Annotated in this window: 13 protein-coding genes and 3 tRNA genes; 10 read left to right on the top strand and 6 right to left on the bottom strand. The window is 55.5% G+C overall.

Going from position 1 to position 12,950, the window contains the following annotated elements:
• Positions 1-21: 21 nt before the first annotated feature.
• Positions 22-879 (top strand): agmatinase, encoded by an 858-nt coding sequence (speB, locus tag TCELL_RS00775; RefSeq protein ID WP_014736820.1) that lies wholly within the window; start codon positions 22-24, stop codon positions 877-879.
• Here the strand turns inward: speB and modA are convergent.
• On the bottom strand, positions 871-1,827 hold the full coding sequence (gene modA, locus TCELL_RS00770) for a molybdate ABC transporter substrate-binding protein (protein WP_157864670.1): 957 nt from the start codon (positions 1,825-1,827) through the stop codon (positions 871-873). The genes speB and modA overlap by 9 nt on opposite strands.
• Before the next feature lie 83 nt (positions 1,828-1,910).
• Here modA and TCELL_RS00765 point away from each other — a divergent pair, with 83 nt between their 5' ends.
• Complete coding sequence (locus TCELL_RS00765) at positions 1,911-2,690, top strand: molybdate ABC transporter permease subunit (protein WP_048162815.1); 780 nt, start codon at positions 1,911-1,913, stop codon at positions 2,688-2,690.
• Positions 2,662-3,333, top strand: a complete 672-nt coding sequence (locus tag TCELL_RS00760; RefSeq protein ID WP_052307193.1) for an ABC transporter ATP-binding protein — start codon at positions 2,662-2,664, stop codon at positions 3,331-3,333. Before TCELL_RS00765 ends, TCELL_RS00760 begins: the two co-directional genes overlap by 29 nt.
• Here TCELL_RS00760 and TCELL_RS00755 read toward each other — a convergent pair.
• Complete coding sequence (locus TCELL_RS00755) at positions 3,330-3,476, bottom strand: Rpo12/RPC10 RNA polymerase subunit family protein (RefSeq protein ID WP_014736816.1); 147 nt, start codon at positions 3,474-3,476, stop codon at positions 3,330-3,332. The genes TCELL_RS00760 and TCELL_RS00755 overlap by 4 nt on opposite strands.
• 103 nt (positions 3,477-3,579) lie before the next feature.
• Between TCELL_RS00755 and yciH the strand changes: the two genes are divergently transcribed.
• Positions 3,580-3,894, top strand: a complete 315-nt coding sequence (gene yciH, locus TCELL_RS00750) for a stress response translation initiation inhibitor YciH (protein WP_014736815.1) — start codon at positions 3,580-3,582, stop codon at positions 3,892-3,894.
• An 18-nt stretch (positions 3,895-3,912) separates the two neighbouring features.
• Here yciH and TCELL_RS00745 read toward each other — a convergent pair whose 3' ends face one another.
• Positions 3,913-4,863 (bottom strand): transcription initiation factor IIB, encoded by a 951-nt coding sequence (locus TCELL_RS00745; RefSeq protein ID WP_014736814.1) that lies wholly within the window; start codon positions 4,861-4,863, stop codon positions 3,913-3,915.
• Positions 4,864-4,987: 124 nt separating this feature from the next.
• On the opposite strand from TCELL_RS00745, the gene TCELL_RS00740 reads away from it, so the two are divergent.
• The 3 genes from TCELL_RS00740 to TCELL_RS00730 all read left to right on the top strand — a co-directional run bounded on the left by TCELL_RS00740 (position 4,988) and on the right by TCELL_RS00730 (position 7,170).
• Positions 4,988-5,078, top strand: a tRNA-Gln gene (locus tag TCELL_RS00740).
• A gap of 27 nt (positions 5,079-5,105) precedes the next feature.
• Positions 5,106-5,822, top strand: coding sequence for an alanyl-tRNA editing protein AlaXM (gene alaXM / locus TCELL_RS00735; RefSeq protein ID WP_048162813.1), 717 nt, complete (start codon positions 5,106-5,108; stop codon positions 5,820-5,822).
• Positions 5,823-5,877: 55 nt separating this feature from the next.
• On the top strand, positions 5,878-7,170 hold the full coding sequence (locus tag TCELL_RS00730) for a hypothetical protein (protein ID WP_014736812.1): 1,293 nt from the start codon (positions 5,878-5,880) through the stop codon (positions 7,168-7,170).
• A 5-nt stretch (positions 7,171-7,175) separates the two neighbouring features.
• Here the strand turns inward: TCELL_RS00730 and TCELL_RS00725 are convergent, their stop codons facing one another.
• Positions 7,176-7,700: a phosphoribosyltransferase gene (locus TCELL_RS00725; RefSeq protein ID WP_014736811.1), complete on the bottom strand. Its 525-nt coding sequence runs from the start codon at positions 7,698-7,700 to the stop codon at positions 7,176-7,178.
• Positions 7,701-7,761: 61 nt separating this feature from the next.
• Here TCELL_RS00725 and TCELL_RS00720 point away from each other — a divergent pair, with 61 nt between their 5' ends.
• The 3 genes from TCELL_RS00720 (at position 7,762) to TCELL_RS00710 (ending at position 9,632) form a co-directional block, all read left to right on the top strand.
• Positions 7,762-9,360 (top strand): CTP synthase, encoded by a 1,599-nt coding sequence (locus TCELL_RS00720; protein WP_014736810.1) that lies wholly within the window; start codon positions 7,762-7,764, stop codon positions 9,358-9,360.
• A 28-nt stretch (positions 9,361-9,388) separates the two neighbouring features.
• Positions 9,389-9,492, top strand: a tRNA-Ser gene (locus TCELL_RS00715).
• Positions 9,493-9,547: 55 nt separating this feature from the next.
• A tRNA-Leu gene (locus TCELL_RS00710) sits at positions 9,548-9,632 on the top strand.
• A 44-nt stretch (positions 9,633-9,676) separates the two neighbouring features.
• Here TCELL_RS00710 and TCELL_RS00705 read toward each other — a convergent pair.
• Positions 9,677-10,477, bottom strand: a complete 801-nt coding sequence (locus TCELL_RS00705; protein ID WP_014736809.1) for a hypothetical protein — start codon at positions 10,475-10,477, stop codon at positions 9,677-9,679.
• Positions 10,464-12,905, bottom strand: a complete 2,442-nt coding sequence (locus TCELL_RS00700; RefSeq protein ID WP_014736808.1) for a hypothetical protein — start codon at positions 12,903-12,905, stop codon at positions 10,464-10,466. Before TCELL_RS00700 ends, TCELL_RS00705 begins: the two co-directional genes overlap by 14 nt.
• Positions 12,906-12,950: the final 45 nt, after the last annotated feature.

Genomic DNA, 12,950 nt, shown 5'->3' with positions numbered 1-12,950 from the left:
CAAATCACACGAGGTGTCTAGATGAGCTGGAGGCACTTGCTGACGAGGACCAAGCCGTTCGGCTGCATCGAGAAGGAAGAGCCGGGCACCGTCATAGTTGGCGTCCCCCTCGACTCGACCTCGACGTACAGGCCTGGTTCGAGGCTTGCCCCCGACAGTGTAAGGGAGGCGGCGTGCAACTTGGAGCTTTACTCTCTGCTTGGCAAGAGGAGCCTCGAGCACATCGGTTTGACCGACCTGGGGAACATCGTCATACCTCAGGGGGACGTAGAGCTGTCGCTGAGGAACATTAAGACGGTCGCTAAAGGCGTGAAAGAGGACTACCCCGACTCGCTGAAGATATTCGTGGGCGGGGAACATCTCGTGACGTTACCCATTGTCGAGTCGCTGGGCGACCTCGTGGACACAGTCGTTATATTCGACGCCCACCTCGACATGAGAAGCGAGTACCTGGGCTCGACACTCAACCACGCCACGTTCGCCAGGAGGCTGGTAGAGAAGGGTTTCAGGGTTGTACACATCGGCTCGAGGGCGTTGAGCGCCGAGGAGGCCGAGTACGTCAAAGACGTCGATAACGTGAGGGTAGTGGACGTACTAGAGGCCAGGAGAGGGGTGAACACAGGTAAACTGGGCTCTGTCTACATCAGTGTGGACATGGACGTCGTAGACCCCTCTTACGCTCCCGGGGTCGGGAACCCCGAGCCCTTAGGCTTGACGCCCTGGGAGTTGCTGGAACTAGTAAAGGAGCTAGTGGCAAGCTCTAGTAGAGTCGTCGGCGTAGATGTAGTGGAGGTAAACCCACTAGTAGACCCGGGAGGCGTTACCTCTGTGTTGGCGTCAAAAATAATATTAGAGGTTATAGGGCTGTACCTACGCTGAAGTGGACCTTATGAAGGACTCGGCCTCTTCCTTCGTGGCGAAGAAGCCTTGCTGCCTCTCCACGTTCTTGACGTAGTCTGACGAAAGGAACTCGACGAACTTCTTAGCCAGTTCCACGTTCTTGCTGGTCTTCGAAACGTAGACCGGTGAGAAGTACACGCTCGTGTTGTAGCCGCACCTCCACGGGTAGATCATGGTCTTAGTCAAGTTAGCCAGCGTCGAGTTGAACGTGTTCCATACGAAAATGACATCGACACTACCCAACTTGTACCACGTGATTAGCTCGGCGATGTCCTTGGCTACAACGATCTTACTCATCGCCTGGTCACCGTTGGGGCTCTGGTTGATTATCTTCAGAGCCTCAGCCCCGGCCGGCGCGGCCTGCGGGTTCGGGATCCCGATCCTAACGTCGTACTTGGCTAGGTCGTCCACACACGTTATATTGTACGGGACTGTGTTTCTGACGTAGATTAGGACGAGCTGGTAGCCGAGTCCCGTGGTGGGGGTTGAGTAGACTAACCCGTTGTTCAGCGCTTTAACGCCCCAGTCCTCTGACGCGAAAATTACCACGTCTATCGGAACCCCCTCCTTGATCTTCGTGTAGATATTCCCGGAGGCCTCGTACGAGACCAGTACTTTTACGCCAGTCTGGTTCTCGAACACGCTTGCGACCTTTTCTAGGATCGGCTTGGCTATAGGTGCGGCGTCAACAATTATCTCCCCACCTACCCTCTCAGTGGTGGTGGTAGTAGAGGGTGTTGTTGTAGGGAGAGCTGTGGTGGTCGTTAAGGGAGTTGTGGAGGACGTGCTGCCTGCCGGGGACGAGGTTAGCGGGGTCGTCTGGATGGGCGTCGAGGTCTTACCCTGAGTACTGGACTGGTAGACGTAGTATAGGGTTCCAGCGACCACTACTATTATGATTAACGTTAATAAGATAATTGACCTCATACGACCCAACACCCCAAAAGTGTATAACATTGTTATACTTATAAGCCTTGGGGGGACTAGTCTAATCGAGAGCGGTGGTAAAAATGGATCTCGGCATGTTAATAATATTATTGGCAACGCTGTTCGTAGTCGCGTACGTTCTGGGGAGTGTAGTAGCCAGCTCTGGTGTAGAGTCGTTGGTTGCCGCCTTCACTTCGTGGGAGTTCAAGAGCGCGCTATCGCTCAGCCTAGTCGCAGCTTCGCTCGCCACGCTACTAGCGACGCCGTTAGCTGTTGTCGTCGCCTACCTGCTCTCGAGGAGAGCGGGATTCACGCCTCTACTGGTCGAGTCTATCCTATCCCTCCCCTTCATGCTAACTCCTGTCGCGACAGGCAGCATTGTTCTACTATTCATTGTCCAGACGAGCGTGGGCAGAGCCTTAAACAACGCGCTTAACCTGCTCTTCACGTTGAACGGGGCTGTCCTCGTGCAGTTCGTACTGGCGTTTTCCACCATGATCACCCCCATGACTGACGCCTTCAAGAACGTGAGCGTGGAGTACGAGCACGTCTCGAGGACGCTGGGACACGGCGTTCTCAGCACCTTCTTCAACGTGGTGATCCCCCTGGCTAAGAGGGGGCTCGTGTCCTCCATACTCATGGGCTTCATGAAGGCGTTCTCCGACTTCGGCGCCACCGTCATGGTGGCCGGCATGATCCTGGGAAAGACGGCGACCCTTCCAGGCGCCATATACGTCGAGATGAGCACTGGTAACATCAACGTGGCTCTAGCGATGATACTGCTCTCGGTTGTAGTATCGCTATCCATAAGCATCGTCGCCAGGGTGATGAGGAGTGGTGGTTGGGGAAGGTCTCGAGGTTAAGGACCTCCTCGTAATAGTCGGAGGCTTCAGCGTGAGGGTTGGGCACCTTGGTGTGGGGCGGGGCGAGATCGCCGTGATACAGGGGCCTAACGGGGCAGGCAAGACCACACTCCTGAAAGCGATAGCGGGCATCATCAGGCCAGTGAGAGGCACTATAGTGATAGGCGGGGAGGTCGTCTTCAAGGCGGATGAGAGGGTCGAGGTCAACAAGCCCCCAGAGAAAAGGAGGGTTGGCTTCCTGCCTCAAAACCTGTTGTTGTTTCCGCACATGAGCGTCTACGAGAACATAGCCTACGCTATGAGGGGTAGGAAGATCAGGCCTACCAAGGAGAAGGTGAGCGAAATCCTAGAGCTCGTAGGCCTCCGGGGCTTCGAGAACAGGAAGCCCTGGGAGCTCTCCTACGGGCAGCAGCAGAGAGTAGCCTTAGCCAGAGCGCTCGCTTCAAACCCCCGCGTCCTCCTGCTAGACGAGCCCTTCGCCAACATAGACGTGGAGTCTAGGAGGGAGTTGAGAAAGGAGATCGCGAGGCTCGTGAAGGCCCTTGGAGTCCCCACGGTCGTAGTCTCGCACGACCTCGAAGACCTAGCAGTAGCAGACAAGCCCTACTCGATGAATAGAGGTGTTCTCTCAGAGAAGAACTAGACGGCCTTGACCAGCCTGTAAGGCCTAGCGATCTTGTAGATAATTTCGTACGTACAGCGCGGGCACTTAATCCTACCTCTGTAAACCCTCATTTCCTCCTCGTCGAAGACGTAGCCGCACCTGCCACACACGTACTTGACCAACCGACACATCCCCGGGATAGACTCTTATTGTTTAAATAAGTTTTTAAGGCTACTAGGATAAAAGTAGATACGGAATACCTCGGATCAAAGGTTGGATAAAGTAATGGTGGCAAAAGAGCTGGATTGTGGTGGGCTACCCCCGGAGATATGCGAACAACTAGGCCGCGAAGAGCAGATCATAAAGATAAGGGTTGACATGAGGAAGTTCGGCAAGGCCGTGACGGTGATCGAAGGCCTACCACAGGAAAAAGACGTCTTGAAGAGTATTGCCAAGACACTGAAGACGAAGCTCGCAGCCGGAGGAACTTATAGAGACGACGGTGTTATAGAGCTACAGGGAGACCACAGGCATAGGGTCAAGGAGATCCTCGTTAACGAGTTCGGGTTCCCACCCGAGAACGTGATTATAATAGACTGAGCAAAAAAGGTTTTTCTCTCACTCTTCCATTTTCTCCTGGATCCCCAGAGCGTCGATTATCTCCTTGTACCTGTTCCTCACGGTGACCTCGGTTACTCCAGCGACGTGGGCCACCTCTTTCTGTGTACGCTTCTCGCCCGCCGTTATAGCGGCTATATAGACGGCCGCGGCGGCCAGCCCGGCTGGGTCTTTACCAGCGGTCACCCCCTTGTTCCTCACCTTGTTCAGGATCTCCGTAGCGTTCTTTATTATCTCGCCACTCAACCCTAGGGCGTGGGCTATCCTGGGGATGAAGTCTATCGGGTCTACTGCGGTGACCTTGATGCCCAGCTCTCTCAGTAGTAGCCTGTAGCACCTCGCGATCTCCTTCCTGGGTATCCTCGTGTACTTCGTTATCTCGTCGAGCGAGCGCGGGACCCTCGCCTCTCTGCAGGCTACGTAGACGGCGGCTGCTATAACGCTCTCTATACTACGGCCCCTTACCAGGCCCTTCTCGACAGCCATGCGGTAGATCCTGGCAGCCTCCTCCCTGACGTGAGTGGGGAGGTTTAGGAGCTCTGCGATCCTCTCCAGCTCGTTCAAGGCCTGGGCGAGGTTCCTGTCCACACTGCTCTGAATCCTGGTCCTCGCCTGCCACTTCCTCAGCTTCTGTAGCTGAGCCTTCTTCTCTATGATCCTCCTCCCGGAGGCGTCTTTGTCAGCGTAGTCTATCGAAGTCGCAAAGCCCATGTCGTGCACAGTACCCGTAATAGGCCCACCCGTGCGGGCCCTCCTCTCCCTCTCCTCTGGCGTGAAAGCTCTCCACTCGGCTCTCTCGTCTATGACCCTCTCCTCGATCACCTCGCCGGTCTCGAGACAGACGTACTCGCCTTTACCATGGTCGAAAATGATCTTGTTAGGAGGGCACTTCGAAACGTTGGGGCTTTGACTAGGAGTAGAGGAGGTTTTTTCACCGCTCAAAACGGTCACCCCCTAGAAGAGTAAAGTTTAAATACGATCACCTAGGCACACTCTATTAAACCCTTATCCTGGGGGTTAATAAACTTTTCGGTCCCAAGTTTAATAAGCTACGCAAGTAATATCTCCTACCAGTAGCCGGGTCGTCTAGCGGCCAAGGATGCGGGGCTTTGGTCCTCACACAGGGAGGAGACCCCGTGACCGGGGTTCGAATCCCCGCCCGGCTACTGTTACACGAGTGGTAGGTGGACTGTTTGACAGAGCTGGTGTATCAACACGACTCGTACATCAAAGAGCTGGACGCCAAAGTCGTTTACGTCGTCGGGAACAAGGTCTTTTTAGACAGGACGATCTTCCACCCGCGGAGCGGTGGCGTAGACAACGACAAGGGCTTTATTGTGAAGGACGGGTCCTCGGCTCGAGTGGAGTCGGTATACTACGACCGAGACACAGGCGACGTGGCCCACGAGATCGCGGGCGACCTCCAGTTGAAGCCAGGCGACGTCGTTAGGCTGGTCCTGGACTGGGAGAGGAGGTACAGGCTGATGAGGTTGCACACGGCGGCGCACATAATATCGGCGATCATGTACAGCGAGTACAACGCGCTGATCACGGGCGGCAACGTCAGCCCCGAGTACGCTTACGACGACTACAGTCTCGAGTCGGCGGACAAGGCGCTCTTCCAGAGGGCTGTCGAGATGGCAAACAACGTCGTGAAGAGGGGCATCGAGGTGAAGGTGTACTGGCTACCCTACGACGAGGCCATGAAGATACCCGGGATCGTGAAATTGGCCTCCAGGGCGCCGCCGAGAGTCGAGAAGCTGAGGATAGTGGAGATACCAGGGGTAGACGTACAGGCCGACGGCGGGCCCCACGTCAAGAACACCCTCGAGATAGGCGAGATAGCCCTGCTCAGGGTAGAGAATAAAGGTAAGGGTAAGAAGAGGCTGTACTTCAGCGTCAAGCCGTGAGTCGCTTTAACTTTTATTAGCTACAGCCGCCCCACTAGTACACGGGTCCTCCTAAATGTTGAGGGGGCTCGCTAGGGACTACGCCTTCTCGCTGATGCTGGTAGCAGGCCTAATGATACGGCTGGTCTTCGTACCGTACACCTCGGGAAGCGATATAGCACAGTTCGCCTCTTTCTCCGACACCTTCCTGAGACACGGACTCGAATTCTACAAGTACGCGGACGCGAAGCTCTACGCGGAGGAGGGGTGGCCTTACAACTGGCCCTATGTTTACGGCCCCCAGCTAGTACTTCTACTAGCACCTCTCAGGGCTCTACTTAGACAACCTGTCTTGGCGTACTGGAATAGCGGGAACTACTACGTCTACGTCCCCGTCGAGTGGGTGGTCGCGTGTAAGAGCTTGTTTGTAGCGTTCGACGTCGTGTCGGGCGTCCTGATCTATCTCATTCTGTCCAGGTACAGTGGCGGCCGGGCCGCGCTAGTGGGTTTTGCCCTCTACTACCTAAACCCCGCGGTCATATACACCTCCTCGGTCTACGGCATGTTCGACCAAATACCCCTGAGCCTCATACTCGCGTCCCTCTACCTGTACAGGTCGGGTAGGCGCCTGCCGAGCCTGGCCTTGGCGGGGCTAGCCGCGACTTTCAAACCCAACGTAGCCCCCGCCTCACTAGGCGTACTGGTCTCCAGTCTGGTGGAGGACAAGTGCTTAAAGAGCAGGCTATCCGGTCTCGCGGCATTCGTACTGGGCGCATTATCGCCCTTCGCGCCCTTCGCAGCCTACTACAGCCAGACCCTGTCCAAGGCCTTCGAGGTGCTCGCCTCGCTGAAACCAGGGTACACTTACCCGATTGTGTACAGCTTCAACGGGCTGTCGAGCCTAGCCACATACATGCACCAGTACAGTGGGGGTGACTACGAGTGGGTCGTCTCGTACTGGTGGGTTTTCTACCTGGTCTTAAACGTACTGGTGGCAATCTGGCTCACTAGTACCAGAGAGCGCGACGCGGGCCTCTTGGCACTCCTCCTCTACCTGGCTTTCACGACCTCGTACTGGAGAGTGAACTACCAGTACTTCGTGCCGGGGATAGGGCTGGCGGCCCTGCAGGTGGGCGGGTCCAGGCGTAGAATGGTGGCATCGATGGTCTACATAGCCTACATCGCGTTCTGGGTCTTCATGTTCCCGACCAGCTGGTGGGCTCACGTGCACATCAAGGAGCCCAACACGGAGCTGTGGAGGGTAATGGACATGTTCAGCCTCATGGTCTTCGACGAGGGCGTCTACGTGGTTTACTCGGTACTACTGACCGTCTTGTCGGTGGCCGTGATAACGGCCCTCGTGCTGTAGCACTGCTAGTAGCAGTGCTCTACAACACCCACCTCTGGTGGCAGGTTGCCGCCGCCGACCTCGCGAGCCGTCTCACATATCTCCCACGGGAAGACGATCCACTTGTCCGAGACCTCCCAGTAGTAGTCGGGCAGGACCGGGCTCCACTTCTTGACGTATATGGCGAGGCTACGGATCTCCTTCGCGCCGAAGTTCGATAAGAGGTTTGTCGCCGTCTGCAGGGTCCTACCCGAGTCGACGACGTCGTCTACTAGTAGGGCGTTGACACCCTCGATGTTCCTGAGCGAGAACTGGTAGACAACAGGCCTCTCCCTCGTCTTACCGATCTCCTTGTAGAACTTTATCTCCACGAACCCTATCTCGCCGACGTTAAGGAAGTCCGAGAGTATACGGGCCGGGATGTACCCCCCCTTAGCGATCGCCACTAGTATGTCTGGCTTGAAGGTCTCCTTCACTCTCCTGGATAGCACTGCTAGAGCTTTGTGTATTTCATCCCATGTAACGTACTTTAGAGAAGTCTTGTCGACCATGTATCAACATATCTGGCTTCAAGTTTATAAAGTAACGTAAGGCTAATTAAGGCAAGGGCACTTGGTCAAGTACATTTTTGTAACAGGAGGAGTCCTCTCGAGCCTGGGCAAGGGCGTTATAGTGGGATCTATAGGCTTGCTCCTCAGTAGAGCTGGGTACAACGTCGACGCTGTCAAGATAGACCCTTACCTGAACGTAGACGCTGGTACTATGAACCCCTACATGCACGGAGAGGTCTTCGTGACCGGGGACGGTGGCGAGACAGACCTCGACCTAGGCCACTACGAGAGGTTCCTAGGTAAGGACATGTCGAGGCTGAACAACATCACTGCGGGGCAGATATACCTTTCAGTCCTGGAGAAGGAGAGGGAAGGGGAGTACCTGGGGCAGTGCGTCCAGGTCGTCCCCCACGTGACAGACGAGATCAAGAGCAGGATCAGAGAGGTGGCGAGGAGTCGCGGCTCAGACGTACTCATAGTCGAAGTAGGAGGTACGGTAGGGGACATAGAGGGCCTCCCCTTCCTAGAGGCAATTAGGCAGATGAGGCTCGAGGAGGGGCCTTCGAACACGGTGTTCATTCACGTGGCCCTGGCCCCGATCATATCCACTGGCGAGCTGAAGACCAAGCCCGTCCAGCACAGCGTCCAGGAGCTCAGGAGGATCGGTATACAGCCAGACGCGATAGTGGTGAGGTCTGGTAGGATGCTAAACGAGGAGGAGAAGGCGAAGATAGCCCTCTACGGCAACGTGCCTCAGAGGGCGGTGTTCAGCGACCCCGACGTCTCATCTGTCTACGAGGTGCCACTAATCCTCCACAGAGAGGGGCTACTCAAGTACGTGGCAGAAGTGCTAAGGCTAGACTACAGGGAGCCATACCTAGGCGACTGGTCCTCGCTAGCCGAGAAGGCGAGGAGTGCCAGTAAGGAAGTTAAAGTAGCCATGGTGGGGAAGTACACCAAGGTCAGAGACAGCTACATAAGTATCGTGGAGGCGTTGAGGCACTCTGCCGCCCAGGTGGGAGCGAGGGTCAACCTGGGCTGGATCGAGTCGACCGACATAGAGAGCGGCCTTGTGAACCTGGACGTCCTCGACGAGTACGACGGCGCCGTCATACTACCAGGCTTCGGGAAGAGGGGGGCCGAGGGCAAGATTAGGGCTTTGAAGAAGCTCAGGGAGGAGGGTAAGCCCGTCCTGGGGATATGCTTCGGCATGCAGCTCATGGTGGTAGAGGCGGCGAGGAACGTGCTCGGCTTGGAGGGGGCTAACAGCACGGAACTAGACCCGGGGACAGAGCACCCGGTTGTAGACTTGATACCCTGGCAGAGGGGCGTGAGCAGGCTGGGCGGGACTATGAGGCTAGGCGCCCACAAGGTGAACCTCGAGAAGGACAGCCTGGTATGGAGGCTCTACGGCACTACACCTGTTTACGAGAGGTTCAGGCACAGGTACACCGTGAACCCCAAGTACGTCGACAAGCTCAGCGAGGCGGGCCTCAAACCCACGGGTTGGAGCGATGAGGGCTTTGTCGAGGTGGTCGAGTTGAAGGGGCACAGGTTCTACCTAGGAGTCCAGTTCCACCCGGAGTTCAAGAGCAGGCCGCTGAGCCCGAGCCCCGTTTTCACGGGCTTCGTGAAGTCCCTAGTAGAACGAGCGATTTAAACCGCTCTAACAATATAGAATATGTTGAGCCGGGGTGCCCGAGCGGCCTAAGGGGGTAGGCTCGAGTTCCGGCTAGAGCGAGAGACCTACTGCCCCATACGGGGCACGCGGGTTCGAATCCCGCCCCCGGCGCTTTAGGCAAACCCTCCTTGCTTAAAACGGGTCTCCAAATAAATATATTAACTGAGCGGGGGTGCCCGAGCTAGGTCAAAGGGGTCGGGCTCAGGACCCGATGGCGTAGGCCTGCGTGGGTTCGAATCCCACCCCCCGCACTTCGGGTTAAACCAATTGTTAAAAAAGGCCTCTGCCGGAGGCTTCACGCGCTTGGGGCTGTGACCGACCTACACTTACCTCTCACGACCTCTATAGCTATCACGCTGTAGACTATAGTGCTGGGGATGCCCAGGACAACGCTGAGGTAGTTCAGGATGTACTTGTCAAGTAAGCCCCTTATCCACCAGTCGTACGCAGTGTAGCTTACGACCTTCTCGAGGAAGAAGCTGGGAAAGAGGGGTGCCAGAGTTAAGAAGAGGGCTCGGCCTACAATAGCCGATGCGAATAGGGCTAGCAGGGAGCCTGCCAGCGATCTAACCCACAGGGACTTGACGATGCTCCAGAGGTACCTGTAGGCACCCCACCTTACTTCTCCGTCGTAGTGTACTATGAAGCACGAGAGAGCCGGCATGAGAAAGAAGATCGCCAAAACAAGGAACCCTAGAATCGGCGAGAGGATAACCCCCACGATAAAGAACGAGACAACGGGGTCGATCAACCTCCTAATACCGAAGGCTGACAACAGGATTCCCACTAGAGAATACATGGTATACGGCGCGAACACGAAGGCAGTGTTCCTCACTATACGTATCACTACGGGTGGCACGAGCGCCCCCTCCCTAGCGGCCACGTATAGTGGGAGGAGCAGGAGAAAGATTGGGAGGAAGAGTGCCAGGGTGAACTCAAGACCCGTCACGTAGGGTAGCACTCTGTCGTCTTGGAACGCTAGTAAGTAGCTCTTAATCACAAACGAGTATGCGAAGGATGCGGGCAGAACAAGCAGAGTGACGACCCCGATGTACTCGAGAATGTTTAGTAGTAGCCTGAGACTACCACCAGGCATTGAATACACCATATACACCACTAGGCTCGTCGTACTCTGGGATGGGAGGGGGCAACAAGTACACACTCACAGGAAACTCGCCGAGCTCCTTCCCGTTCACGCTACCCGACACGTAAATGACGTACGATCTGTTGGACGGGATAGCGACCCCTCCAGAGTTCAAATAAATCCTAGCCGAGGCCCATTCAACAGTTTGGAAGGCTGGGGACCACTCGTAGAGAACGTAGTAGAACTGCCCGTCGCTCCACGTACGGAGGTTCTCCCCGCTAACACCCCCCGATCTGACGTCCAATAGTATACCAAGAATGGTGAAAACGGTATCAATCACCAACGCGACGTCCGAACTGATTTTTCCAGCGTACTCCAGGACGTTAAAGATGAAAGATATCAGAGAGTGTGTAATACCAGCTAGCTGTACGACAGTCTCTTCCCCTCCTATTGAAGCACCCGACTTAAAGATGGCAGAGGGGCCGACGTATCGGGCCATCTCGAGGGGCATCCTGATTCGTAGGTTTATCGAGTGTACGCCGGTGACGAGATTACTTGTTCTCACGCCTGAGGCCTTTATCTCAAAGGCCAGCCACGTGCTTGCTCTTGTGACAACACCTAGATTAACCCCCGCCAAGCTAACGCCAAGTATGGTTGTGGGATGATCAACAACTCTCAGGTCGCTCTCTATCGCCTGCGCGAACACCTGGATTGAAGAGGGTTGGTAGATTATCCAGGGGCACGGGTTGTAGGGGTTCCACACCTCTGGAGCGTACCACTCTTCGACCCAGGCGTCGACGTACGCCCTTATATAAGACCGGGAGCCGTAAATGTCTGTCGCGTTAACTGTAATAGTCAGGAGAGGTCCCGCCGCCATCTCGAAATACGCGAGGGCCAGCTCGATTGGTACCTCGGTGTAGGTGTCTGCCATGTATACGCTCCCTACGAGGCGGCTGGACACAGTCTTGTTAGTGTAAAGCCAGTTGTTGACATATATGGCCACCCAGCCGCTGAAGGGTGTTGAAGTACCAAAGGGGCTGACGTTGTCTATTACGACCCTGACCTTTATACTACCGTTGCCTGTAATGTAGTTCAAGTACTGCCCGTTGATAAGCGTAGCCGACAGCGAGATAGTGTAGGGCACGTAGAAGTAGGCCCCCGCGTCCCTGAAGTAGCTGCTGGTGTTGGAAGGCAGTATGCTGGACTGGACTCCTGTAGACAAGACCTGCACGGCTCTCCTCGTCTGTGGTATCGGCATTTCGGGGTAGAGCTTCTCCACGTAGACGGACAGTGTCCTAAGCGAGATGTTCCCCCCGCTCTGTAACGTGCCCGACGATTTCACCCACGTGTTCAACGAGATGTCCATGCTCAAATTACCGTAGTAATCGACGTTGGACGGGTACAACGTAATAAGAGTCGGCGTTGTAGGGGCCTCGAAGAACAAGTCTTTCGACTCGAGTATGCTCAAAACCCGGCCTGTCGTGGGGTCGATGTTCTTGAGCACATACTTTACCTCTAAGACGCTACCGGGGCTAACCGCCGAGAACTTGATATTCAACTTCACATTGTAGACGTAGGGACCTAGATAGATGGAGTTGTAGGAGATGCCCCCCGCCAAATACTTCGCGAACTCGGGCGGTACGAGCGGGTAGACAAACTGATAGAGCTGGCTTGGCCCGCCACCGCCCTCAATAACGATCAGGCCTTGACTACTCACCGACTCTGTACTGTACTGGTTGTCAGAAAGCACAGCGCTAATGGAGTTTCTCTTGAGGTCTACAACAAACCCCTTAAAGTGCTCTTCCCTGACTATCCTAACCGCCGAGAACACCCCCTTCTCAACAGCGTACTTCAGAATTTGGAGGACGTCCTTATCGAAGACAGCGTTAGAGCCCCTCGGGTCTCTATCACAGTAGAGCCCTAGAGTCATCGGTGCTTGAGCGTACTCTAATCCCCTAGCGGGGTCGATTACGAGGCTGCCCGGCTCTACCTGTACAATCGCCCTGCTTCTAACCCTGTCTTTCGCGTACTCAACCGGCCATGGGAAGGTCTCTCCTACTCCAGGCTGGTACGCCGCGTGCTGGTCTTTCCCTGCTTGAGGTACGAGTAGTTGGACCATGAGCACGGTGTCCGCGTCGACCAGGCCGTTTCCGAGTACTGGGATCTCGATCAGCCCCTTTAGCGTACTATTGGACGCGACGAACTCTCTGGGGGCGATGAAGAGGCGTCCGTGTACTATGCCCCCGCCCGGTAGATAGGTGACCGCCCTTAGACTGTCCTGTCTGCAGCCGATCAACGCCGGTACCTGGGAGACCTTGACCACTATGTACTTAACCGAGTAGACGCCGTCGCCTGGTTGCGCGTAAGACGAGACTACTGTAGCTGGTAGAAGGCTGAGAAGTATGAGAGCTAATGCGACTAGAACACCCTTATAGTGCAAACACCACCTCCCTAAATTACTGGTACGTACTTTAGTCTTAAAAAA

This window comes from Thermogladius calderae 1633 (genome assembly GCF_000264495.1).
Classification (GTDB): Archaea; Thermoproteota; Thermoprotei_A; order Sulfolobales; family Desulfurococcaceae; genus Thermogladius; species Thermogladius calderae.
This window is presented reverse-complemented; position numbering and strand designations above follow the sequence as displayed.

What these genes read in the sequence shown, in the direction of transcription:
- TCELL_RS00730 (WP_014736812.1), top strand. Translation starts at nt 5,878, where the DNA reads ATGTTGAGGGGGCTCGCTAGGGACTACGCCTTCTCGCTGATGCTGGTA.
- TCELL_RS00725 (WP_014736811.1), bottom strand. Translation starts at nt 7,700, where the DNA reads ATGGTCGACAAGACTTCTCTAAAGTACGTTACATGGGATGAAATACAC.
- yciH (WP_014736815.1), top strand. Translation starts at nt 3,580, where the DNA reads ATGGTGGCAAAAGAGCTGGATTGTGGTGGGCTACCCCCGGAGATATGC.
- modA (WP_157864670.1), bottom strand. Translation starts at nt 1,827, where the DNA reads ATGAGGTCAATTATCTTATTAACGTTAATCATAATAGTAGTGGTCGCT.
- speB (WP_014736820.1), top strand. Translation starts at nt 22, where the DNA reads ATGAGCTGGAGGCACTTGCTGACGAGGACCAAGCCGTTCGGCTGCATC.
- TCELL_RS00705 (WP_014736809.1), bottom strand. Translation starts at nt 10,477, where the DNA reads ATGCCTGGTGGTAGTCTCAGGCTACTACTAAACATTCTCGAGTACATC.
- TCELL_RS00765 (WP_048162815.1), top strand. Translation starts at nt 1,911, where the DNA reads ATGGATCTCGGCATGTTAATAATATTATTGGCAACGCTGTTCGTAGTC.